Annotated in this window: 18 protein-coding genes, 4 tRNA genes, 1 rRNA gene and 2 other RNA genes; 8 read left to right on the forward strand and 17 right to left on the reverse strand. The window is 25.8% G+C overall.

Annotated features, from left to right (window positions below):
- The first annotated feature begins 171 nt into the window (after nucleotides 1–171).
- Nucleotides 172–927: a phosphotransferase gene (locus EXC37_RS02455; protein WP_006608782.1), complete on the forward strand. Its 756-nt coding sequence runs from the start codon at nucleotides 172–174 to the stop codon at nucleotides 925–927.
- A 52-nt stretch (nucleotides 928–979) separates the two neighbouring features.
- Here the strand turns inward: EXC37_RS02455 and EXC37_RS02460 are convergent, their stop codons facing one another.
- Nucleotides 980–2,554 (reverse strand): hypothetical protein, encoded by a 1,575-nt coding sequence (locus EXC37_RS02460; protein ID WP_029891845.1) that lies wholly within the window; start codon nucleotides 2,552–2,554, stop codon nucleotides 980–982.
- Nucleotides 2,555–2,701: 147 nt separating this feature from the next.
- Here EXC37_RS02460 and rrf point away from each other — a divergent pair.
- A 5S ribosomal RNA gene (gene rrf, locus EXC37_RS02465) occupies nucleotides 2,702–2,807 on the forward strand.
- A 112-nt stretch (nucleotides 2,808–2,919) separates the two neighbouring features.
- Here the strand turns inward: rrf and EXC37_RS02470 are convergent.
- The 5 genes from EXC37_RS02470 to EXC37_RS02490 all read right to left on the reverse strand — a co-directional run bounded on the left by EXC37_RS02470 (nucleotide 2,920) and on the right by EXC37_RS02490 (nucleotide 3,903).
- A complete protein-coding gene (locus tag EXC37_RS02470; RefSeq protein ID WP_006608784.1) occupies nucleotides 2,920–3,327 on the reverse strand; it encodes a large conductance mechanosensitive channel protein MscL in 408 nt (135 codons plus the stop codon).
- A 117-nt stretch (nucleotides 3,328–3,444) separates the two neighbouring features.
- Nucleotides 3,445–3,520: transfer RNA gene (locus EXC37_RS02475), tRNA-Val, on the reverse strand.
- 3 nt (nucleotides 3,521–3,523) lie between these two features.
- Nucleotides 3,524–3,599 (reverse strand) — tRNA-Glu (locus tag EXC37_RS02480).
- Nucleotides 3,600–3,605: 6 nt separating this feature from the next.
- Nucleotides 3,606–3,680, reverse strand: a tRNA-Asn gene (locus EXC37_RS02485).
- 149 nt (nucleotides 3,681–3,829) lie between these two features.
- A tRNA-Gly gene (locus EXC37_RS02490) sits at nucleotides 3,830–3,903 on the reverse strand.
- Between the two features lie 297 nt (nucleotides 3,904–4,200).
- Here EXC37_RS02490 and dnaK point away from each other — a divergent pair.
- On the forward strand, nucleotides 4,201–5,982 hold the full coding sequence (gene dnaK, locus EXC37_RS02495) for a molecular chaperone DnaK (RefSeq protein ID WP_029891846.1): 1,782 nt from the start codon (nucleotides 4,201–4,203) through the stop codon (nucleotides 5,980–5,982).
- A 39-nt stretch (nucleotides 5,983–6,021) separates the two neighbouring features.
- Here dnaK and pyk read toward each other — a convergent pair whose 3' ends face one another.
- The 9 genes from pyk to EXC37_RS02540 form a co-directional block, all read right to left on the reverse strand.
- A complete protein-coding gene (gene pyk, locus EXC37_RS02500; protein WP_029891847.1) occupies nucleotides 6,022–7,425 on the reverse strand; it encodes a pyruvate kinase in 1,404 nt (467 codons plus the stop codon).
- Between the two features lie 92 nt (nucleotides 7,426–7,517).
- Complete coding sequence (locus EXC37_RS02505) at nucleotides 7,518–8,972, reverse strand: MAG1430 family protein (RefSeq protein ID WP_029891848.1); 1,455 nt, start codon at nucleotides 8,970–8,972, stop codon at nucleotides 7,518–7,520.
- A gap of 17 nt (nucleotides 8,973–8,989) precedes the next feature.
- Nucleotides 8,990–9,574, reverse strand: coding sequence for a ribosome biogenesis GTP-binding protein YihA/YsxC (yihA, locus tag EXC37_RS02510; protein WP_006608788.1), 585 nt, complete (start codon nucleotides 9,572–9,574; stop codon nucleotides 8,990–8,992).
- A gap of 1 nt (nucleotide 9,575) precedes the next feature.
- A complete protein-coding gene (gene coaD / locus EXC37_RS02515) occupies nucleotides 9,576–10,004 on the reverse strand; it encodes a pantetheine-phosphate adenylyltransferase (protein WP_006608789.1) in 429 nt (142 codons plus the stop codon).
- On the reverse strand, nucleotides 10,004–11,194 hold the full coding sequence (locus EXC37_RS02520) for an acetate/propionate family kinase (RefSeq protein WP_006608790.1): 1,191 nt from the start codon (nucleotides 11,192–11,194) through the stop codon (nucleotides 10,004–10,006). Before EXC37_RS02520 ends, coaD begins: the two co-directional genes overlap by 1 nt.
- Nucleotides 11,195–11,203: 9 nt before the next feature.
- Nucleotides 11,204–12,178 (reverse strand): phosphotransacetylase, encoded by a 975-nt coding sequence (locus EXC37_RS02525; RefSeq protein WP_006608791.1) that lies wholly within the window; start codon nucleotides 12,176–12,178, stop codon nucleotides 11,204–11,206.
- A gap of 74 nt (nucleotides 12,179–12,252) precedes the next feature.
- A complete protein-coding gene (locus EXC37_RS02530) occupies nucleotides 12,253–13,119 on the reverse strand; it encodes a bifunctional 5,10-methylenetetrahydrofolate dehydrogenase/5,10-methenyltetrahydrofolate cyclohydrolase (RefSeq protein WP_129693841.1) in 867 nt (288 codons plus the stop codon).
- 10 nt (nucleotides 13,120–13,129) lie between these two features.
- Nucleotides 13,130–15,625: a valine--tRNA ligase gene (locus EXC37_RS02535; protein WP_006608793.1), complete on the reverse strand. Its 2,496-nt coding sequence runs from the start codon at nucleotides 15,623–15,625 to the stop codon at nucleotides 13,130–13,132.
- A 95-nt stretch (nucleotides 15,626–15,720) separates the two neighbouring features.
- Entirely contained in the window at nucleotides 15,721–18,189 is a 2,469-nt protein-coding gene (locus EXC37_RS02540) for an MAG1360 family OppF-related protein (protein ID WP_029891850.1), read from the reverse strand.
- Between the two features lie 63 nt (nucleotides 18,190–18,252).
- Here EXC37_RS02540 and ssrA point away from each other — a divergent pair.
- Nucleotides 18,253–18,631: a transfer-messenger RNA gene (gene ssrA, locus EXC37_RS02545) on the forward strand.
- A 43-nt stretch (nucleotides 18,632–18,674) separates the two neighbouring features.
- On the opposite strand, the gene EXC37_RS02550 is transcribed toward ssrA, so the two are convergent.
- Nucleotides 18,675–19,772 (reverse strand): DUF3137 domain-containing protein, encoded by a 1,098-nt coding sequence (locus EXC37_RS02550; protein WP_006608796.1) that lies wholly within the window; start codon nucleotides 19,770–19,772, stop codon nucleotides 18,675–18,677.
- A 14-nt stretch (nucleotides 19,773–19,786) separates the two neighbouring features.
- Nucleotides 19,787–19,873, reverse strand: an RNA gene (gene ffs / locus EXC37_RS02555) — signal recognition particle sRNA small type.
- A gap of 98 nt (nucleotides 19,874–19,971) precedes the next feature.
- On the opposite strand from ffs, the gene EXC37_RS02560 reads away from it, so the two are divergent.
- From EXC37_RS02560 to EXC37_RS02575, 4 genes are all read left to right on the forward strand, one after another.
- Nucleotides 19,972–20,931, forward strand: coding sequence for a LacI family DNA-binding transcriptional regulator (locus tag EXC37_RS02560; RefSeq protein ID WP_029891851.1), 960 nt, complete (start codon nucleotides 19,972–19,974; stop codon nucleotides 20,929–20,931).
- A 28-nt stretch (nucleotides 20,932–20,959) separates the two neighbouring features.
- Nucleotides 20,960–23,734, forward strand: a complete 2,775-nt coding sequence (locus EXC37_RS02565) for an exonuclease domain-containing protein (RefSeq protein ID WP_029891852.1) — start codon at nucleotides 20,960–20,962, stop codon at nucleotides 23,732–23,734.
- 2 nt (nucleotides 23,735–23,736) lie between these two features.
- Entirely contained in the window at nucleotides 23,737–25,143 is a 1,407-nt protein-coding gene (gene rmuC, locus EXC37_RS02570; RefSeq protein WP_029891853.1) for a DNA recombination protein RmuC, read from the forward strand.
- A 112-nt stretch (nucleotides 25,144–25,255) separates the two neighbouring features.
- Entirely contained in the window at nucleotides 25,256–25,615 is a 360-nt protein-coding gene (locus EXC37_RS02575) for a hypothetical protein (RefSeq protein WP_029891854.1), read from the forward strand.
- Nucleotides 25,616–25,631 lie beyond the last annotated feature (16 nt).

Below are 25,631 nucleotides of genomic sequence, written 5' to 3' on the forward strand. Positions count from 1 at the left end.
ATTTCATTTGCTAAATGTTTTTTATATTCTTAATAAGTATAAATATAATTGCACGTGTAAAAATTTTAGACTAAAGTTTAAAAAATCAAAATAAAAAATTATTTTTTTAAAATGTCTATTTTTTAAATGAAATTATAAAATTTTATAGATGAATTTAAGGGGTCACAAAAAATGGAATTAATTAAAGAGGGATATACCAACAAATCGTTCAAAAAAGATAACATCTTTTATCAAGAAAAAAAGCATAATGGATTTAATCATAAAGTCGATTATACAAATTTGTCTAAACTAGATTTTGTTCCTAAACTAATTGAAAATAATGAAAAATATAGCAAATGGGAGTATATAAAAACTAAAAAACTAGAATTAAATGAAAAAAATTTAAGAAAAATTGCCAAAAATTTTAAAACTTTACATGAATCAAATATCAAATTTCCTAAAAACACTATGGCACGTAGAATCAAAATGTATCGCCAACAAGTTAACGAATTAGGCCGTAAAATAGATGTTTTAGATAAATACTACAAAAGAATTAATAATATTTTGGCAAAAAGTAACACTACAAGACCTATTCACAATGATTTATATTTTTCAAATATTATTCTTGACGAAAATGAAAAATTGTATTTTGTTGATTGAGAATATGCTTCAATGGGAGACAAACACTTTGATTTAGCACTTTTTATTTGTGCTTCAGATTTAAATAAAGAACAAGAAAAAATTTTTTTAAATGAGTATGATACATATTGAGAAGAATATTTAATACAACAAAAAATTTTAGCTTGTTATTTCATTATTATTTGAGCTGTATCAAAACTTGATATACCTATAAACTATGAATATTATGTAAAAATGATTCAAAAGATTGATGATGAATTTCAAATAAAAAAACAAACTAATTCTTTTAGAATTAAAGAGTGAAATTAAAAAAGAATGAACTTTTATTTTCATTCTTTTTTAATTACTTGTATTATAACTATTATTTTTTATGTCTTTTAACTTTTAAAATAGCAAAAACTAAAAGGAATAACAAGGTTGCTCCTAAAAGTCCAAGAGCTACTGCTAAAAGAGTAATTCCTAAATAATCTTTTTCATTTGTTTTTTTAATTGTATTGTTATTTGATTTTTCTTTTATTAATAATTCTTGAATTTTAGCTTTAATTTCGTCAATTTTAGCATTTGAATTTTCTCTTGTAAAATTACCTTCTAGTCCAGATTCTTTTAGTAATTCATTTAGTTTAGTTAATAATGAATCTAAAAGTTGTGTATCTTCATTAGTATTTGAAGTTGTTGGATCATCTGAAGGGTTTTCTGTTCCATTATTTGTTGATGAATCTTTAATATTTTTAACACTTTTTAATAACGAAATAAGTAAAGTTTTATCAGCTGCAAAATCAGTCGTATCTTCTTCGCCATTATCATGAATTTCTTCTACTTTAGTAATTAAAGCATCAATATCTGATGATGTATTAAATCCATCCAACAATGCAAATACACTTCTATATTTTGTTAACTTATCTTGTGCACTTGAAAGATTTTCTTTTGTTGTATTCAATTCATTTAAAAGATTTACTATTTCTGTTTTAAATGCTGCAAAATCTTCTGTATCATTTTCATTATTGTCATGAATAGCATTAATTGATTCAATTTTAGATGAATATGTTTCATCTGTTTTTACTGTTTCAATAACTTCTTTGTACTTTTGAAGTTGTTGATTTTTTATTGTTAATTCTGATTCTTTAGTAGCAAGTTCATTAGCTTTGTCATAGTATTTTGTAATAGTTTCTAATACTTTATTCTTGAATCTACTAAGTAATGTTGTATCTTGATTTCCAAGATTCCGTTTTTGATTGATTCTTGTTCTATTTTGATCCAATGTTTCATCCAAATTAATAGAAGAAATAATATCATTTCTAAAAAGAATGTCTGTTCAAATTTTTGCTATAACAGTTACATCAGTTCTATTCAAGTATCTTGATAAAATTGAAGTGTATGTTGTTTGTTCATCTTCAGAAGTTCTTGGATTTGAATAGTCAGTTGTTAAACTAAAAGGTTGTTTAGCAGGATCAGATTGATTAAGGTTTCCCATTCTAATAATGTCAGCAGAAATGCCTGAAAAATATGCTGCTACTTCTGTTGTAGTAAAACCTGAATTTGGCAATGACACAAAAACACTAGTTAAAATTGTTAAATCATTATTTAATTTTTTTAATAAGTTAATTCTTAATTGAACACTTGCAAGTTCAGAGTTAATTTTGATTCTTTCTTCATCACTTGAGGCATTAGTTATTTTTTCTCTTAAATTGGTAATTTGTGTTTTTAAATTCGTTGCTCATCTAGTTATAACATCTTTTGCTTGTTGATTAAGATATGGAATATCTCTTATATAAGACGGTAACTCATCTATATCAGATTGTTGTGAACTTAAACTCTGATAAATTCCCATTAATTGATTTCTTTCATCAGTAGTAATATTAGCACTTAAAGCTACTGCAATTGAAACTAATCCTGTTGTGGGAACAATAAGTGATTTTAGTAAAATTTTCTTTTTCATATTTTCTCCATTTTAATTTTTATTTAATATTAAAGTTAATTTAACTATTAAATAAACTAAATTATATATTTTTATAGTCACATTAGTTAAAATTAGAATTTTTTAAAATTCATTTCTTTATTTTAAAAAATGGTGTATTATTATGATGTAAGTGGTTATAGCAAGGGTGTCCACCTGATCCCATTCCGAACTCAGTAGTTAAGCCCCTTAGTGCCGACGATAGCAGAGATGTGAAAATAGGGAGCTGCTTTTTTTATTTTTTTACCTATAAATAAATATATTTATAGGTTTTTTTATTTAAAATAAAAAAAGTATGTCCTTTCAAACACACTTTTAATTTAATTTGTATAAATTATTTTGATTTATTATTTTTTTTGTTCTAAAGAAGCACTAATTTTTTTCAACTCAGCTAAAATTAATTCTTCTTTTGTAGGCACAACTTCTGGTGCAGGTGTTGGATTTAATCTTTCTTTTCTTGCTTGTAATGATAATTTAATAATAAACACTAAATATAAAGCAACAAATATAATTGTAGCAACAATAAGAAATGCAATTAATGCTGCTAAGAATTTTCCAATAAATACAGGACCTGATTTTAAATCTTTAACATCATCAAGTTTGAACAAGCTTGCGATTGCTGCCATAATAACATCATTTGCTAATGATGTAACAACAGCTCCAAATGAAGCACCTAATAATAAACCAATTGCAAGCATGAACATGTTGCCACGTTTAACAACACCTCACGCTTCTTTTCCAGCTTTTTTAAACATGATGCTATTTTATCAAAAAAATGAAAAAATTGAAATTTTAAATTCAATTTTTAACTTTTTTAGTTTCAAAAATTTAAAAAAAAATAACCTTAAAAGGTTATGATGAACTTAATCAAATGGTGGAGAGTAAGGGGCTCGAACCCATGACCCTCGCCTTGTAAGGGCGATGCTCTCCCAACTGAGCTAACTCTCCTAATGGCAGTCTGTACGGGGATCGAACCCGTGCGTGCATGGATGAAAACCATGTGTGTTAACCGCTTCACCAACAGACCATAATATGGCGCCGATTACAAGGATCGAACTTGTGACCAACTGGTTAACAGCCAGCTGCTCTACCGCTGAGCTAAATCGGCTTGCAATCTAAGTGTTTTTAAGTTGCTTACTAATTATAAGCAAAAAAAATTTAAAACAAAAATATTTTTTATTTTTTTTAAAAAAATATTTTGTCACCATTTTTTAAATAAAAAAAGCAAAAGTTGCTTTTTTGGTGAATTTAATCAAATGGAGGAAACGAGGGGAATCGAACCCCCATAGTCAGCATGGCAAGCTGATATTTTGCCATTAAATTACGTTTCCATATTTCTTAATTGCAATAAATATATTAACATAAAAAATTTTTTTTATAACAATTTTCTATTTTTTTAATTATTTAGATTTCATAAAGAATTAATTCAATTTAAATACTAATACTTATTTAATATTTATAGTATTTAACCATATATTATTAACAATATTTAATTTAATTTCTGCTTGAGCCCGTAGTGAATTGAAAAATTTAAAAAATATTTTAATTTTTAGCACTTTATTATTTTGCCTGCTAATTTTAGTGCTAAAATATAAATATCTTTTATTAAATAAACGAAAGGAATTCATATGGCTAAAGAAATTATTTTAGGAATTGACTTAGGTACTACAAACTCAGTAGTTTCAATTGTGGACAATGGTCAACCTACAGTTTTAGAAAATTTAAATGGAAAAAGAACTACTCCATCTGTTGTAAGTTTTAAAAATGGAGAAATTATTGTTGGTGAAAATGCCAAAAAACAAATTGAAACCAACCCAGATACTATTGCCTCAATTAAAAGGTTAATTGGAACCAATAAAACTGTGAACGCAAATGGCAAACAATACAAACCAGAAGAAATTTCAGCGATGATTTTAGAACACTTAAAAAAATACGCTGAACAAAAAATTGGACACTCTATTAGTAAAGCAGTTATTACTGTTCCAGCATACTTTGATAATGCACAACGTGAAGCAACTAAAATTGCAGGTAAAATTGCAGGATTAGATGTTTTAAGAATTATTAACGAACCAACAGCAGCTGCTCTTGCTTTTGGACTTGATAAAACTGATAAAGAGAAAAAAGTTTTAGTTTTCGACCTTGGTGGTGGAACTTTTGATGTTTCTATTCTTGAATTAGCTCAAGGAACTTTTGAAGTATTATCAACTTCTGGAGATAATCATCTTGGTGGTGATGACTGAGATCACAAAATTGTTGAATGATTAGTTAATAAAATTCAAAGTGAACACAATGTTGATGTTAAAAATGACAAAATGGCTATGGCTCGTTTAAAAGAAGCTGCTGAAAAAGCTAAAATTGATTTATCATCATCACTTGTTGCTAACATTTCTTTACCTTTCTTACTATTCTTAAACGGACAACCAGTTAATATTGATGCTGAATTAAAACGTAGTGAATTTGAAAAAATGACCGCAGATTTATTAGAAAGATGTAAAAAACCTATCGAAACTGCTCTTGCTGATGCTAAATTAACTAAAGGTGATTTAGATGAAGTTTTAATGGTTGGTGGTTCAACAAGAATGCCAGCTGTTCAAGAATTGGTTGAAAAAATGCTTGATAAAAAACCTAACCATTCAGTTAACCCTGATGAAGTTGTTGCACTTGGTGCAGCAATTCAAGGTGCTGTTTTAGCAGGTGATATCAATGACATTTTACTTGTTGATGTTACACCTTTAACATTAGGTATTGAAACTGCAGGTGGAATTGCAACTCCATTAATTCAAAGAAATACACGTATTCCTATTACAAAAAGTCAAATTTTTACAACTTATGCTGATAACCAAGAAGCAGTAACCATTAAAGTTGTTCAAGGTGAAAGACCTCTAGCTTCAGAAAACAAAATTTTAGGTGAATTTAACTTAACTGGTATTGAATTAGCTCCAAGAGGAGTTCCACAAATTGAGGTAAGTTTCAAAATTGATGCTAATGGTATTACAACTGTTACAGCTAAAGATGTAAAAACCAATAAAGAACAAAGTATTACAATTCAAAATTCAACTAAATTAAGTGATGCTGAAATTGAAAGAATGGTTAAAGAAGCAGAAGAAAATCGTGAAGCTGATGCAAAAAGAACATCAGAAATTGAAACTTTAGTTAAAGCAGAATCACTTGTTTCAAGATTTGAAGCATCATTAAAAGAAAATAAAGATAAATTAACTGAAGAACAAGTTAAACAATCAGAAGAAGAAATCAATAAATTAAACGAATTAATCAAAAACAAAGACTATGATAAATTAAAAGAAACTATTGAAAACTTTGAAAAAGCATTTGAACAAGTATCTAAAATGGCACAAGAACAGCAAGCTTCACAAAACCAAGAACCAGGTTTTAAAGAAGAAGATGCAAAATAATAATTAATATTAAAAAACAGGGGAAGCCTGTTTTTTAATTTATTTAATTTTTGTTTGAAAATTCTTATCAATAACTAATATTTTTTCATTTGTTTTAAGGCCATATTTTATTTTTAATTCATCTATAAATAAGTTTTCTAAGTTAAATTTACTATATAAAGATAAAGAATTAAAATCTATTCAAATTGATGATTCTACTCCAAAAGCATTAATCATTTTTGAATTATTAATAACTCCAATAACTGGAACATTTGGTCTTGCTTTGGATAATTCTCTTAAGATTTCTAAATTATCCGTTTGTATAATCATTAATTTAACATCATTTAGATATGTTAATTGTGAAAATTGTTGTGCCTGATTTAGTTTATTTACAGGAGTATTAGTATAAAATTCTCTTAAATTTGCATAAACTTCTTCTTCTGCTCTTTTTGCAATTCTTGACATTACAGTTACTGCTTGTTTTGGATATTTACCAGTTGCACTTTCTCCTGAAAGCATAGTTGAATCTGCTTGTTGCATAATTGCTAAATAAACATCACTTACTTCCGCTCTTGTGGGTTGAGGATTATTTTCCATTGAATCTAACATTTGTGTTGCAACAATTACTAGTTTACCTTTTTGACGGCATTTTTCGATAATTATTTTTTGCGCATAAGGTACTTCATAATAAGGAATTTCTAAACCTAAATCTCCTCTTGCAACCATGATTCCATCAACTTCGTCTAAGATCTCATCAAGATTTTTAACACCTAAATCACTTTCAATTTTGGCAATTATTTTAATGTGCTCTCCGCCATTATTTTTTAATAATTCTTTTAAATCTCTAATGTTTTGAGCATTATTCACAAATGAAGCAGCAATGTAATTTACTTCTTGCTCAATACCAAATTTAACGTCGTCAATATCTTTTTGACTTAAGAAGGGAAGCGAAAAATCCACGCCAGGTAAATTAATTCTTTTATTTGTTTTTAAAAAATGTGTATTGAGTGTTTTTACAATAACTTTTTGTTCTTCAATTTTAACTACGTGTGATGTTAATTTACCGTCATCAAAAAGAACTTCATCACCAACTTTCAAATCTTGTGACATATCATAATGCACAGCAACTTCACTTGTATTACCTTCAAAGGTTGAATATAAATTTGGATTAGTATGAATGGTTAATAAAGATTCAGCTAAAATTTCTTGCCCACCATCTTTCATTTTTCCAATTCTAATTTCAGGTCCTTTTGTGTCTAATAATAGTGAAATGGGAACTTGCAAATCCTTTGAAATTGCTTTTGCAGTTGAAAATTTATTTGCCTGTTCTTCATGAGTTCCATGACTAAAATTCGCACGGATACAAGTCGCTCCTGCTAAAACTAATTTTTTCATGTTTTCATAACTATCTGAAGCAGGTCCTGCAGTAATAATCAATTTACTTTTTTTGTATAATGAATTCATTTTGTCCTCGTTTGTATAGTTTATACTCTAATTTTAAATGCTTATTAATTTAGATAATAAAAAATCTCGTAATGAGATTTAAAATTATTAATTTAATTTGTAGTTGAGTTAGATAAATTATCTTCCCCACTAGTTGAATTTACATTTCCTTCATCTTCATTAGGACTATCTGTTTCATTTTTTTGGAAAGTATTTCCCAATGTAATAACTTTAATTAAGGTTAAAATTCCGTTTTGATCGCTTGCATTTTTAAGTGATATTGAAACTGCAAATGATGCTGTACCTGTGTTTTCGTCGTATGAAACTAATGGTAAATCTTTAAATTTATTTTTGATAAAACCTGTTTGTGGATCATATTTGTAATATTTTAAAACATATTTGTTTGCATCTTTAAATTCGGGGTCAAAAATTAAATCAAGAGCATCATAATAACCTTCACTTGTATTATGGTGTGAACTATTGTTTTGAATATTAGTGAAGTAAACAAAGTTTGGATCAATTGGATTTTTCTTACTTAAATCAGTATTATTAAATGAAATAATTTGAATTTTATTAGCTGCTTCTTTTAACTGATCAATATTAATTGTAATTTTTTGACTCTCGGCACCTACAGGAATTGTAGTTATAGCATCTAAACTACTATCTTCTTTATCGCTTGCTACTGGAACAACTTTCAAGATATGATAATTAATAGTTAATTGATTGTCATCTATAGTATCGCTAAATCAAATTTCTCTGCTTGTATCGATTTTGTAATAAGGATTAATACTTCTATCACCACTAGCAAATGAAAAATATTCTTTTACTTTCGAGTGCATATTTTTTATATCTTGCTCAGATTTTTCATCGTTTGTTTTTTGTGGCAGTAAATTTAATAAATCTTGTATAGAATTGATTTTATTATTAGAAACATCTAAATTAAGTTTATTAGAAGCAGCAAAATTTCATAAACTTAAATTGTGTTTTTTCTCAGCTTCTTCATTTGTTAATTTTGCAAAACCATCCATTTTATAGGTGTATGCTTCTCAAGTTGCTCTTCTTTCAGAAATACTTTTTTTAAGAAGTTCTTCATTGTTTTTATCTTCTAAACTAACCTTAAGATAAAGAATTCCCTCTTTATCATTTGCAAAAGATTGATAATAAATATTGTATTTTTCTTTTAACAAATCAATTGGTTCATTGCCTTTAGTTTTTAAAGTAAACAAGGGGTTTCGATTTTTTGAAGCATAAACTGGAGATGTTGCGCCAGAATTTAATTCTAGTTGATATGCTCAATATTCTCTTTGTTCATTATTTGAATACTTCAAATTAGGATCTATATCATTTGCACTTACCGGAATACTATAAGAAGCATATGCATAAGTACTTGGTAAAACGTTTTTATCTAACTTATCTGTTGCCAAAAAATTATATTTTTTTAATTCATCTGTTGACTGATTACTATTTTTAAAAGTTGCAACATTTAAAGCTGTCAAAACGCCAATTCCGGTTATAGCGCCTACAGATAAAAGACTTAAAGTTAAAATTGTTTTATTTTTCTTTGTCATAATGTCATCCTTATTTTTTAATGATTGTAAAGAATATTGTCAATATATTCAACTAGCATATCTAAATTTGTTTTCTTTTGTGAAGAAACAAAAAAGAAATTATGAATGAAAAAAAGATTTTCATTTTTAACTATTTCTAAATGTTTTTTCTTTAGTTGATGTTTTTGACTTTGATTCAATTTATCAATTTTAGTATAAACAAGATCTATTGGTCAATTTAAATGTTTTAGAAAATTTAAATATTCTAAATCAACTTTAGTTATTCCTGTGCGCGAGTCAATTAATAATATAATATGTTTTTCTGAACTTGAATCAAGTAAAAAATTCTTGATATTGTTAATCATCATTTCTTGCTGAACTTTAGACATGTTCGCAAAACCATATCCTGGCAAATCAACTATTAATTTTCCATTTAAATCTGCAAAATAGTTAATTAATTGTGTTCTACCAGGAGTTTTAGAAACAAAACTAATATTTTGTCCTATCAACGCATTTAAAAGGGAACTTTTTCCAACGTTTGATCTACCTCACAAACAAACTTGAATTTCATCTGTTTCTAACCAATTATTTCGATCTGAAGATGATTTTAAAAATTTTCACATACTAAATGCCCAATTTCTTTTTATGTCTTAAAAGTGTAGATGAATATTCAATTAGTTTGTAATCAGGAATAATTAAAATGGTTTCAAGTTCGTTATTAACTTCATGGTTTCCAGCAGCAAGTTCTAATTCGTATTTGTAATCAGTATCGTTTCTTGCTGATCTAACCAAAAAATTTACATTTAGATTTTTTGCAATTTGTCCAATTAAATTATTTTTATTAATCAAAACATCAATTCTATCGCCATAGTGAGAAAGCATTTTTTTAGTTTCTAAATATCTCTCATCAATGTTTTCTAAGTTGTTTTTGTCAGGATTAATAGAAACGATTACAAAAAGTTTATCAAAAAGTTTTAAGGCCTTATCAATAACTGATAAATGGCCTTCGTGCATCGGATCAAATGATCCAGGATATATAGCTATTTTTTTCATTATTTAATTAAATTTAAAGTGTTTTGAGCAATTAATAATTCTTCATTGGTTCTAATTGCATAAATTTTAATTTGACTATCTGGTTTTGATAAAAGCACATAATCATCATACTTAGAATTATTAGCTTGATCATCAAATTGAATATCTGCAAAGTGAAGTTTTTCAATCACTGCTTTTCTAATAAAAGGAGAATTTTCTCCAACTCCGGCAGTAAAAACTATTGCATCAATTTTATTTTCTAATTTGTTTGCGTAATTTGCTACATAATCAACGATTTTTTGAACATATAAATCTTTAGCAAATATCGCTTTTTCATTATTTTCAGCAATTGCTTTTTCAATATCTCTTAAATCGTTTGAGATTTCTGAAACTCCTAATAAACCTGATTTTTTATTTAAAATGTCTGTTACTTCTTGCGGAGTTAAGTTTTCTTCTTTACATAAAAATTCGACAATTGAAGGGTCAATGTCACCTGATCTTGTTCCCATCATAATTCCTGCAAGCGGTGTTAAACCCATTGTAGTATCAAATGATTTGCTATCTTTAATGGCACAAATACTTGCTCCACTTCCAATGTGTAAATTTATTACATTAACAGATTTCTTATTTAGTAATTCTTCAACTTTATTTGTTATATAGTTGTGGCTAATTCCGTGAAATCCATATTTTTTAATTTTATGTTTTTCGCTTAAATGTAAGGGAATTGGATAAATTGCATTAACGTTAGGAATTGTTGTGTGAAAAGAAGTATCAAATGATGCAGTTAATATTGCTTTGGGCATTTCTTGTTTAAAAGCTAAAATAGCTTGAATTGCACCTGGATTATGCAATGGAGCATAAAGAGAACATTTATCAATTAAAGCAATTGATTGATCATCTAATTTAATGCTTGAATTAAAATATGTTCCTCCGTGAACTACTCTAAATCCTACTGCTTCAATTTCTTCTGGATTTTCAATTAATTTGATTTTTTTCATTAATTCTAATGTTTTAGCAACGCCAACTGCATGGTTTGGCATTGATGGAAAATCTTCATATTTTTGACCATTATATTTAATTGTAATAATACCATCGGGTAAAGTAATTCTTTCAGTTAATCCGCTGGCAATTGGTTTTAAAGTATCTTTTTCAAAAAGTTGCAACTTAATTGAACTACTTCCTGCATTAACTACTAAAATTTTTTTTGACATATTTTTCTCCTAGTTTCCTTGAATAGCTGTAATTAAGACTGTTTCAACAACATCATTAACTTTAGCACCTCTAGATAAATCATTTACTGGTTTATTAATTCCAGTGATAATTGGTCCAATAGCTCCATAATTTGCAAATCTTTGGACTAATTTGTACCCAATATTTCCTGCTTCTAAATTAGGAAAAATTAAAGTATTTGCAGGTGTATCGAAAGATTCCTGTTTGTATTTTGCTCTTCTAACTTCTAAATCAAGTGCAGCATCTAATTGAACTTCACCTATAGCTTTTGTGCCTTCATACTTTTCATTAAAAACTCTTGTAGCTTCGTGAACCAATTCTGTTTTTGGTGTTTTTGAGCTGTAATTTGTTGAAAATGATAAAAAAGCAATTTTAGGATCAATATCAAATGATTTAACAAAGTCTGCTGCATTAATTGCAATATCAACTAATGAATCTTGAGAAGGTTCAGGGTTGACTGAAATATCACTAAAGAAACTTAAATTTTCATCTTTGTGCATAATCATGACTGAAGAAATTGTTTTTACACCTTTTTTGGGGCCAATACATTTAAAAGCAGCTTTTAATATATCTGCTGTTGCATAATTTAAACCACCAACTACTCCGTCAACTTCATTTAATTCTAATAGCATCATTGCATAAAAAGGACGTGAAGATACAGATTTTAATGCGCTTTCATCTGTTTCACTTGGTTCTTTGCCTTTAGCTAAATCTTTTTCATTTCTTAGTTTTTTATAGGCTGTTGCTAATTCTTTTAATTTATTCTGATCTTCATTTATATTTAAAATTTTTGCTTTTAAACTTGTTGTTAATGATTTTTCAACTAAAAGAATAATTTCTAAATTATCATATTTTTCTAAAATTTTTGCTGCCTCAAGTGTTCTTGGATCATCACCATCAATGAGAACAATTTTTTTAGAACCTAGTTTTTGAACCTTCTGTTCAATTAATTTTGTAAATGACATATTACTTCCTTACTTCTATGTAAAATACATTTTTCCTTGACTAAAAAGTCTGCAAAAATGTATCATTAGTAAAATTAATAAATTTTTAATTGGTTTTTAATTGCTGCTACTAAATTAGTAAAAAGAGAAACAACTGTTAATGGTCCTACTCCGCCGGGAACTGGTGAAAAACCTTGAACATGACCATCTAAATTAGTTGTATCTAAATCTCCAACTAAGATTTTTTTGCCATCTTTTTCAATGTAAGTTGCCCCCACATCAATTACAATTGATCCTTCTTTTAAATTTTGTTTTTTTAACATCAAAGGATCCCCAGCACCTGTAATGATCACATCAGCGTTTTCAACGCCTTTAATAGTTGATTTTTTTGAATAAGTAGAAACTTGCCCACCCATTTGTTTTATTAAATGAGCAATTGGTTTACCTACCAAATGTGAACGACCAATTACTCCAACTTTTTTATCTTTTATTGGAATTTGAAAATAATCAATTAACTCTTTCACCGCTAAAGCTGTAGCTGGGGTGAAATGAAAAAATTTTGATTTATCTTTATCGTTATAAAAATTAAATTCATTTTTGCTACTTAATCCGTCAATATCTTTTTCTAGTCTTACGCTATCTAAAATAACTTGCGTAGCGAAATCTCCAGGTAAAGGTAATTGAACAATGATTCCATCTGCTATGTCATTGATTTCATCAATTTTTTTAAGTAGTTCTTTTTGTCTTATGTCAACTGGAAATTTATGGTGTGTTGCCTCAACACCTAATTCTATTGCTTTTTTAAGTTTATATTTTATGTATTTATTAGATGCTTCATGATCTCCAATTTGAATAATCGCTAATCTTGGAGCTCTTTTTAATTCATTAGTTAAAACTTTAAATTGTTCAACCAACTCTTTTGTAATTTTCCTAACTATTTCTTTACTTTCATATAAAACCATAATAACTCCTTTATTTTTGTTCTTTTAACTCTTTTTCATAGGCTAATAAGTTATTCTGATGCATGGTTAATTTTTCTTGTTCTGCAATTATTTTTGCTTTTGGAGCTTTTTGAACAAAATTTGGATTATTTAACATGTTTGATGCACGTTTGATTTCATTTTGGCAAAAAATAATTTTTGCTTTTAATTCATCTAAATATTTTGTTTTTTGTTCTTTTGAAAATTCAATATATAAGCTTATATTATCTTGAGCAATTAAAAAGTCTTTATTTTCTTTAACTTCTGCATTAGCAAGTTTCAAAATTGCCTCTTTCTGATATGAACTTAAAATATTATTTGGATTAAAATAAATTGTTTCTTTTTTACTTATTCCATTTGTTTCACGATATCTACGTAAAATAGAAATAGTTGTTAAAAGATTATCTACTTCACTGTTATCAGACTGTTTACGGCAGTTAATTTTAGCTGATGCATATGTTTGTTGACTTATCTCTTTATTAAATAAATTTTTGTATAGAGAATCAGTAATAAAAGGTAAAAATGGATGTAATAAAATTAATAACTTACCTAAATTTTTCAGTGCCATTTTTTTATTTGGTTTAACTTTTAACAATTCAATATATCAAGATGAAAAATCTTCTAAAACAAACTTTTCAATCTCACTACCAACAATGGTAGTTTCATAGTTGTCCATAGCTTTTTCAATTTTTCTTCTTAATTTATGTAATTTATCTCTCATTCATTGATCAGCAGGATTGTCTTCATTAATATCTTCCATTGTCTGAACATAACGAGCAATATTTCAAATCTTATTGCAGAAAGCTCATCCTTTTTTTACTCCATCGTCAGAATAATTAATATCTTGACCAGGGGTTGAATTTGTAATTAAAAATCATCTTAAAGCATCTGATCCATATTCTTTAATTACTTTCATTGGATCTACACCGTTGTTGAGCGATTTGGACATTTTACGCCCCTGAGAATCTCTAACAATTCCATGACATAAAACATGTTCAAAAGGTTTTTGGTTCATTAATTCCAAACCAAAGAAGTACATTCTTGCAACTCAAAAGAAAATTATGTCATAGCCCGTAACTAAAAGAGAAGTTGGATAATAACGATTTATTAAATCATTGTTTATAGGTCAACCTAAAAATGAAAATGGTGCTAATCCACTACTAAATCAAGTATCTAAAACGTCTTCGTCTTGAACTCATCCTTCTCCTGGAGAAGTTTCTTGAACCTTAATCTCGCCATTTTTATATCAAGCTGGAATTTGGTGACCTCATCATAATTGACGCGAAATTGTTCAATCATGAACATTTTCCATTCATTTTTGAAGAGTTTCTTTAAAACGTTTAGGGAAAAATTCAACATGATCTTCACTGTTTAAATGATTAAGTAATTTTTGTGCTAGCGAATCCATTTTAACAAACCACTGCGGCATAACTAAAATTTCAATAGGCGCATTAGATCTTTCAGAATAACCAACATTTGAAACAGTTGTTTCAATTTTTTCAATTAAATTATTTGCAAGTAAATATTCTTTAATTGCACTTCTAGCTTCTTGTCTTGTTAACCCATGAAATTGGCTATTTGGAAAATTAATTTTTCCATCTTGATCAATGGTTTCATTAATTTCTAAATTGTGTTTTTGAATTAACTCAATATCAATTTCAGCATGTGCTGATAATTTCATTAATCCTGAACCAAATTCAATATCTGTATAATCATCAGCAATTAATGGCAATTCTTTTTTAGTTAGCGGATGAATTACGGTTAAATTAAGTTTATTGTATCTTTCATCTTTTGGATTGTAAATTAAAGCCACATCACTAAGCATAGTTTCAGGTCTAACTGTTGCAATAATTAAATATTCATTTGAATTTTTAATTGGATACTTAATGTACAACATTTCTTGTTCAGTACTTTTATTAATAACCTCAATATTAGATAAAGCTGTTTTTAAAATTGGATCTCAGTTAACTGCTTTAACACCACGATAAATCATTCCTTTATTGTAAAGTTCAATAAAAGCCTTATTTACTGCGATATTTGATAATTTATCTAAGGTGAAACGTTCTCTATCATAATCTAAAGCTAAACCTAAAGCTGCTCATTGTTCTCTAAATTTTGCTGCATATTCTTCTTTTCATTCTCAAATTTTTGAAACTAATTTTTCACGACCTAAGTCATGCTTGGTTAAACCTTGAGTCTGTAATAAAACATTTTCAACTTTACTTTGAGTTGCTATTCCCGCATGATCCATTCCAGCTACATAAAATACATCAAAACCTGATAATTTTTTGTATCTTAAAATTGAATCCTGTAAGTAGGTATCGAGTGCATGTCCAATATGCAACATTCCTGTTACATTAGGAGGTGGCAAAAGAATAGTGAAAGGTTTTTTTGTTTCATCATGTTGACTATAAACTTTAGATTCTTTTCATTTTTTACTTATTTCAGGTTCGATATTTTGTGGATTATAAATTTTATCAATTGTCATAAAAATTCCCATCTACGTGCATAATTAACTAAAACTTAGTACTAATATTATATATTAGTAATAGTTTTATCTTCTAAAGTCACAAAAAAAGCCTTTTAAAAGGCTTCTTCATTTAATGTTTCAAAATTAGGCACTTCTAAATTTTGTTGATAATAAAGTTCTTTATATTTATCTGTTAGTTCATTTGTTATTGTGAAAAGATTTGTATTTTCTTGATTTTGAACTTTTTTAAATTTGTCTAAAATGAAAAATTCAATTTCTCCAAATGGACTTGATAAATCTAAAATTTTGAATTCTATTGTGTGTTCTTGTGAATCTTCGTTTAGAATGAAAGTTAAATTTTGAATATTGTTTTTTAAAATTGGATTGTCTCATGAAGAAATATTTGATGGTGTTCCCACCACAAAATGTGCATTATCTATTTCATAAATATCATGAAAAACGTATTCGTCGTTAAAAAATTTTAAAAGAATATGTTTATTTTGTAATTGATTTTTACTAAGTCAAGGATTTATAGGGTTTTTTAAAACATTTATCAATTTTCCATATTCAATTTCTTTTTGATCTATAAAAACATACAAATTTTCAAAATATTCTTCTTTTAGAAGATTTTTATTATCTGTTATAAAAACAAAATTAACTTTTTGTTCTTCGCAAGTGTTTTTAACAGTTTTTAAAAAGTCTATTTTTGCCTTATTTTCCTTATTTGAAGGATCGTCTGTAATAAAAATAAATCTTGGATTTTTATTCAAGGCAAACAGAAAATTAATTTTTAATCTGTCAGCATAACTTATTGTTTCAGTATCAATAATTAAGTTTTCAATTTCAATTGAAGAATTATTAAAAATACCGGTAAATTTCAATAATTTATCAATACCTATTAATTGTTGCGTTGATAATTCATTTTTTTGAACAATTAAATTTTTAATTAACAATAAATTAGTAAATAAAAAGTTGAAAGAATTGAAATATGTTGCTGTTTTATAGTGATTTTCAGATAATTGTTTCAAATTTGAAGGTTCAAAATTTTTAAATTTTCCTTGTAATCTGTCTTTTTCAAATTTATTTTTTAAATTCAAATATTTGCTTGTTATTTTTTTATAATTTTTTGAAAATTCCTCGATGCTATTTAAAATATTAGATCCATTTTTGATTGTTTCTAAATATCTTGATTTTATTTTTTCATTTTGTCATGCATATTCAGATTTTAAATCAATAATTTGGTCTTTAATTTGTAAAATTTTTAATTCGAATCCGTCATTTGAAACAAAATTTTTCTTATGTTTATGAGTTTCAGATATCTCTTTTTTAATATTTTTTATTAAGTCTTTTGACTGATAAATTAAATCATCTGAACTATTAAAATAATTATCAAAGTTAAAATAAAACTCTTTTCAAATTATTTTTTTGACTTTCATTTCAATGTTTTCATCATTAACAAACATTGTTGGAGCTAAATTATTCGAGATGAAAAGTTTACTTTGAAGATCTAAATCTCTTCTTAATTCATCTAATGTTTTTAAATCTGTAATACTAAAAAAAGATTTTTTATCTATTTGTCTTAACTTCAAATAAATAAACTTTTTCATTAAATACGTTTTCACTAAATGTTTGTATTGAGGAGTATTTTTTGGAAAATTCAATGTTCTCTTTTTGTCTATTTTATAGGCTTCTTTGTATCAATTTAGTAAGAAATTTCATTTTTTATAACTTGCAAGAATAGAATTATTTAAATATTTAGCAATTTCACTTTTTTTAATATTTAAATCTCTTAATTTTAATTCTGTAATGATAGCTTCTTTACCGCTTGTTTTAATTTTTTCTAGTCAGAAAAGCTCTTTCTGCAAATTTACAATATTTTCGTCGCCTAAAAAATCTAGATTTTCAAATGTTTGTTTTTGAAAAAAATCAAATTTATCATATACAGATTTAAAAATATTAAAAACATCATTTACAAGTAAAGTAAAAATTTTTTGTCCTGTATCTTGATAAGCAGCCATTAATTCTAAAAGTTCTAATTCATCATTTTTTTTAGATAATTGTTCGTATTCATTAATAAATCTGTCTTGTTCTTCATTAAAGTTTGAAAAATGTTTTTTTAAAAGTAAAACATCATCTTCAATAGCATTGAAAAGAATCTTTTTGAAGACAAAACTATACTTTGAAATCATTTTCTGAATTTTAGTAATACTTTTTAAATTGTTTTCGTTTTGTTGAAGAATATCAAGATATTTTGAAACAAAAGGAATATCTGATTTTTGATTATTAACAGTTTTTAAATCCATAAAAACAATATGTTTAAGTATTTCTTTTTTATTCATTTCAATATCAAACTGATCATTATTTTCATTATTTTTTAATGAAGAAAAATAAGAAAGAATTGCTTTTTTGTCCATCAAAATATTTTGAATGTTATTGTTCATTAAAAAATCTATTTTGTCTAATAGCAAAATAGCAGTCGAAGTGTCTTCATAAAAATCTAATTTTGGAATTGCAATCATTTCACCATTTTCATTATTTTTAAAATAGTGTTCAAGAGATAAAATTTTTCTTTTGCTATTCATATTAATAAAAAGTATATTAAATTTATGCTTATAGTTTATTGATTTTATATAATAAATTAAATTGGGGATGTAATGGTTTCGACATACTTTGGGTACTATTATCATCAGTAGTTTGGCAGACTATAATGCCACTAGGCTTTAGAATCGCAAAAGATGAAAAAGTAAACGAAGCTAACATGCTTCCTGAATTTGCAATTGCAAATTCACTTCAAACTTCAAACCTTGTTTTTGCTTAGTTAAAAGCAACAAGTGACTTAAAAAAGATGATCTTATTTTTTAAGTCGGTTTTAAGGTCCGCCTAATATTTGTGTCAAAATATTAATACTGATTTTTGTTTGTTTGTTTAAAAAATTAAGTATTTATAAAAAACAAACTAAACTGTAAAAAGTGATAATAGTGGCTTGATTTATGGACGCGGGTTCGACTCCCGTCATCTCCACCATATAAAAAAAATTTGGCTTAAACCAAATTTTATTTTTTTATCTTTAATAGAACATTGGTGGAGTGTTCATAAATGAAACTATTCAATAAAGTAAATAAACATCTTTAATTAAATCATTTGTCACTTGTCTAACAATGGTTTTTAAAGCTGTATATCCTGTTGGTAGATCAATATATAAAATTTGTCCGGTTGGAATAAATCATGCTTTTACATTACCATTAATGTATGTCATTCCAAAAAGAGATGGAATTGCATTTTTATTTTCCTTAACATGGTTTAATAAAACTTCCATAGAAAGAGGAGTAAAAGCTTTTCTAATTTTTAATTGATCATTTGTATAAACATTAAACATTTTATTAAATTCTTTATTTTCTAATTTAGTGTTTGAATAATGATTGTAATTAACTAGTGTTCTTGTTCCTATTGAAAAATTCAAATTATCATTTTCATGAACATTTAAATAAATTCCTTCAAAAGCATAAACATCTTTGTTATAGGTTTGAACTGTGATATTTCCTTTTAAATCTGAAGATGTTCTTTGTCACTGGAAAGTAATTTGTTGACCTACTCATGTATTTGATCATTCATCTAAAATAGCTATTTGATCATTTTTTTTAACAATTTGTGCATCATTAGGAATACCCCCAAGACCTTTTAAAGACTTTTCAAAATTACTAATAGGATTGTGCATTTTATTAATATGTTCCACAAAATCACTTTTAGTTTTTTCATCAACTATATTATTTTGTAAATCTTCAATTCTAATAAGTTTTAAATTAAGCTCTTTTAATAAATTAAGAAACATTCTCTTTTGTTTTAATTCTTTAAGTATTAAACTCTTTAGTTGTTTAACTTTAACTGTTCACAATTTTATTAATAGCGAACCAACGATAATTAATCCTATTCCAACACCTAGCGAAACAATAATACCTGTATTATTTTTAACAAGAGTAAATAAAATTACCATCAAAACTATTCCAAGAAGAATTGTTAAAATTCCTGAAATTAAAAATCACTTAATATTCTTAAATGTTGAATTACTTGCTATTTCTTTTATAACTTTTGTAACTTCTTCTTCTGTTTTAGCGAAATGCTTATTTTTAAATTCACTAAATTTTAGCGGCTGTTGAACTGTTCTCATTTTATTCCTTATATAAAAAAGTTAATAGACACAACACTTCTCGATATGGCTGCTATATTTCTATCCTGACCAGATTACAAGGTTATTGTTCTATTAACATAATTATTATACAGTTATTAAAAAAACTATAGATTTTTTTTATAACTTTTAAAATATGTAAAAATTTACTTTTTTTCACATTTAAAATATAATTATTTTTATGAAAGAATTCGGCTACAAAGAAATTGCTAAATTAACTGGTTTGTCAGTTGCAACAGTTAGCAGATACTTCAATGAATGCTATATTTCTGATAAAAATAAAGAATTAATTGAAGATGCCCTTCAAAAAAAAGAATACGTGCCTTCTTTAGGAAATAAAGTTATCAAAGATCGTGATAATACTATCTTTGCAATTTTACCTGAAACGCCTTCAGAAGCTTATTACAGAGTTTTAGAAGGTATTCAGTTTGGAGCTAGGAGAAAAAACAAAAAAATTTTTGTTTCTTATTCATCAAATCAAAATTTTGTTAAAGAAATTAAAAATATTTTAAGTTGAAAGCCATTCGGAGTTATTGTTTTTATGCCTCCAAATTTGGAAGAAATGATAAAAAAATATATAGAACAAAATAGACCTAGAAAAACAAAAATTTTTCTTTACAACAATTACTTAGATGGTGATAAAAAAATTACTATTGATTATGGAGAAGCTTTTAAAAATTTAGTTTTCAAATTTAAAAACATTATGAAAGAAACCGATACTTTGGTTTATGTTGATGATATTCACTTAAAAGAGAAATACAGAGTCGAAAGACGAAATGGATTTATTAATGGTTGTGAATTAGAAAAAATTAATTGTGTAATTTTAGAATTAGATTGAAAACAAGATGCAAAAGTCAAAGAAGTTGCACAAAGTATTTTTAAAAGTGGTTATGTTTATACAGCGTCATCTTCACATGATGTTTTTATGGCTTTGGCTACTGTTGGCGATAAAAACATGGTTTTAACAGATATTGGTTCTCCATCAAACATTGATCATTTGAATAAATATAGTTTCAAAATCTTAGAAGATTTTGTCAAATTAGGCTTAATTATAGAGAGAAATCTTTATGACTTAGTCAATGATGATCTTAAAAATCAAGTTGTTGTTTACACTCCAGATGTAATTAAGAAAGGTAAATAAATATTTTTATTTGTTTATTTTTGTTATTATGAAAAATCCTATAAATATTCCCACTAAAGAACAACAAGAAATAATTGATTCTCTAAAAAATAACAATGTTATAGTTCAAGCATTTGCTGGAGCAGGTAAAACAACAACAATTTTACAATTTGCTTTGCAAAATCCAGATAAAAAAATTCTCGCTTTAACATATAACAGAAAATTGATGGATGATGGTAATTTAAAGTTGAATGAACAAGAAATATTTAACACAGAAATTTATACTTTTCACTCTTTTGCCAGTGTTTTTTTTAATCAAACTTGTAAGGACGACATTTCTTTACATAATTTTGTAAGAGGTGGTAAAAAACATCTCATTAATTTAAAATACGATGTTATTTTTATTGATGAAGCACAAGATTTAACTCAACAATATCTTGAATTTATAATTCTAATTTTAGAAAATAATCAAAAAGACTATAAATTAGCGGTAATTGGTGATAAATACCAAAGTATTTATGAATATTTGAAAGCCGATCCTAGATATTTAGAATTTGTTGATAAACTAATTGTAAATAAATACCCTTGAGTAAAAAAACAATTAACAACTTCATTTAGAATTACCACTGAAATGGCTGAATTTGTAAATGAACACATGTTTGGTGATAATTTAATCAATAGCCCAAATAAACTATCAAATAGTGTTTTTTATCAAATTTATGATTATGAAAATGAAAATGATTATAAAGTTTTTATCAACCAAATTAAAAAAATCATAGAAAGGCATGGACAAGAAAATATTTTTATTCTTTCTCCTGTAACAAAACCAAATTTTTTTATAGGCAAAAAAATTGCAAACGACCTAACACAACTAGGTTTCAATATTTATTATGCAAACAATGAAGATCAACAACTTTCACAAAATGAAATTAGAAACAAGTTAGTTTTTTCTACAATTCATCAATCTAAGGGATTAGAAAGAGATGTTGCAATTGTTATTGAATTCGATAATTCTTATTTTAAGTGATTTGATAAAAAAATCAATCCGTTTAATTTTAATAATCTTTATTATGTTGCAGCAACAAGAGCAAAAAAAGAGTTGTATTTAATTCATGATCAGAAACATTTTCAACTACCTTTTTTACAAAACTACAATAAACTATTAGAAAATTACGCAGGTGAATTTAAAAATAAAAAAATTCTTTTTAAGTTGGATGAAAAAGAAGAATCTAATACTACAAAATATAGCGTTTCATCTTTAACTAAACACTTAGATAAAGATTTAATGATTTGAATTAATGATAATTTAAAATTCAAGGAACTTTCTCCAAAAAATAAAAAGGAAATTTTAGTGGATGATTATTTAACACTAAAGATTAATGAAAAAGAAATTGTTGAAAATATCTCAAATATTTCTGGAACTTCTATAACTTTGTATTATGCCTTTTTAAAAAATCAAGAAACCAGAAATCAGACAATAAAAAATCTTAATACTTTTTTTCATATGGCTAAATTTGATACATCTGAAAAAAATAAAAACATGGCTTTTTTAAAAATTAAAATTGATGTCATTTTGAAAGAAATTCAAATTAAACAGATTTTAAAACCTGAAAAAATTTTATTTTTATCAAATTTATATAATTCATTAATAGATAATTTGATGGTTAAAATTACGACTATTCCAGAAAATAAACATAATTGAATTAGTCAAGAAAAGTATAATGAAATCTATGACAGAATGAAGATTGATCATGACAATTTAGAATTTGAAAAACCTGTTAATCATTTATTTCAAATGGGAAACAAAAATATATGAATTTCTGGTTTAATTGATTGCATTGACTATCAAAACAAAAATATTATTGAATTTAAATTCATAAAAGAATTTTCTTTTGAACATTATATTCAACTTATAACTTACAAATACTTATTGATTAAAAATGATTTTAATAACTTTAAAGATTTTAAAATGATTTTACATAATGTTAAAAATAATCAAAAAATAGAAATTGATATAACAAATGATGAAGTTATTAAAATTGTTGAAAAAATTATTGAAGTTAAAAATTTTGAACTTTTAAAAATAGATGATTCTTCTTTTATAAAAGATACTATTAATGCAATTGAAAAAGTTAAAAAAGAAAATTCTTTATGACTGACAAATAAAAACACCGCTTTAACTAATGAAATTAATAAAGTTACTTATTTAATAAATAACTTTGAAAAAATTAGCAATAATTTTAAAAGATTTTTAATTATCGACATTGAAACCTTTAATCATGATCCTTTATCTATCTGCTCAATTGGTGCAATTTTGATTGAAAATAATGAAATTATTAAAGAATTTAATTCTCTTATAAAACCTCATCCAATAGCAAGACAGCAAAATAGATTTATTTCAACACATAATATTGGTTATAGGCATGTAATTGATGCTCCATATTTTGATGAAGTTTGAAATAAAAATTTAGCATCCCTAATTGATAATAAAACATTAATTTTGGCTCATAATGCATCTTTTGATATAACCAAAACTTTAAAATACGTTTTTTTAAAATACCAAATCAATGTATCGTTTAACTATGCATGCACATGACAGACGCTTAAGAAAATACTAGATTTTCAAAGTCATAGTTTAGAAAGTTATAAAAATAGAATTGGTGAAAAATGAATAAAAGATTTTACCCACCATGATGCACTAAGTGATTGTAAATTTACTTTTAATATTTTTAATGCATATAATTTAAAATTAGAAGATATTTATAATTCTAAAGAAGGAATAAAACAAATTAAAAATTTTGTTTTAAATAAAGAGGAGATGTAAAAATGTTAGCTGCATTAATTGTTTTACAAATTTTAATTATTTTATTAGTATTAACCTTATTTATAGGTATTTTGGTAACTTACCTAAAACGAAAAAAAAGAAGTGAGCAATCCACTGATAATGAATTAAAACTACAAATTTCAACTATTAAAAATGAATTATTCGAATTTTTGACAAATAAATTTATTGATTTAGAGAAAAGAACTATAAGTGAATTTGAGCAAGAAACTAAAAATATTAAAAATGAGTTAGTTGATGTTGCAGATAATTCACTAAAAAGTCAGATGATTAAAAAATTAAATTTTCTAGAAGAAGAAAATACTAAAGCAATTAAATTTTTAAGTGAAAATTTAATGCTTAAAAATACTCAAGCCATTGACCTATTAAACAATAAAATAGCTGAATTATTCGATAGACAATCAATGGCTTTAGAAAAAATACAGCAAAGTAAAAATGATGAACTAAGTGCAATTAAAAAAGAAAATAATCTAGCACTAGAAAATATTAATAAACGTGTAGAGATAGAATTACAACAAATTAAAAAAGAAATTGATGAGAAATTGAAGAATGAACTTGCTAAAAAAATTGAAGCTTCTTTTGAACAATCAATTACTACAATTAACACTTTAACAGAGAATATAGGAATAATTCAAAATGTTAATCAAAACATTACTGACATTAAAGCAATTTTCCAAAACTCAAAGAATTACGGTACTTTTGGTGAAAAAATTCTTTATGATATCTTAGAAAATGCTTACGGTAATTTGACAAACAAATATTCTCTTCAATATAAAATAAAAGATGATTCTATAGTTGATGCTGCTGTTAATATGTACAATGAAAATGGAGAACCAATAATTCTTCCAATTGACTCAAAATTCCCAGTTACAACATATCGAGAATATAACGATAATCCAACAGAAATTAACTATAAAAAAGTTATTGAATCAATTAAAGAAAGATTTAAAGAAGTAGCAAAATACGTTGTGGAAAATAAAACTACAACACACGCTTTATTGTTTTTCCCAAGTGAAGGCATTTATTACTTTTTTATTAAATCTAAAGATAGAGACGATATTTTAAGAAAATATCCTAAAGTCTTGCCAGTAAGTCCTTCAAATATAATGCTTTATATTAGTCATTTTGATCTTTTCTCAAAAGCTCAAAGAATCTCAAAAGAGTTAAAAAACATTGAAGATTTATTTAGAAGTATTGTTTCAAGTTACGCTGAAATTGCTAAAAAATATAACGATAGTAAAAAACAACAAGAAAAAGCTTTAAAATCTCTTGAAGATTTAGGTAAAAAATTTGAAAATATTAATAAAAAAGTTTATTTACAAGCAAAACAAGCAGAACTTACAGATGTTAAAGATTTTCAACTTTTAAAAGAAATTAAAGAAGAAGATTAATAAAAATCGCTCAAGGCGATTTTTATTAACTTTAAAAGATAATGCTAAATTAAAATAAATTTTCTTTGAATTTGGTATTATTAAATTCATTGAATTTTAAAGGAATAAAAATATGGAAAATTTTTCGCATATAGTAGTTGAAGCAACAAATTATTATAATGTTACTTATAAACAACCTTTTCTTACTATTTATTCTATCTTTCCCTTCCTTAGTTTTGCATGTCTTTTTGTAGCCATTATTCTTTTTTGACAATTAGCAAAAAATAAAAAATGATTAAATTGAAAACAAGATTCATATGAATTAAAAAAATATGATCTTAAACCAGAAGATATTACTCAAGAAAAAATAAAAAATGCTAAAAAATATAAATTAATTAAAACAATCACTTGAATTATCTTGCTTATTGGTTTATCATCTTTAGTAATTACCATTGGAGTTTTAATTTATCAATTTCTTTTTGTGCCAGTTTAAAAAATATCGCATTTTG

Origin of the sequence: Mycoplasmopsis columbina (assembly GCF_900660685.1) — a bacterium.
GTDB classification, from domain to species: Bacteria; Bacillota_I; Bacilli_A; order Mycoplasmatales; family Metamycoplasmataceae; genus Mycoplasmopsis; species Mycoplasmopsis columbina.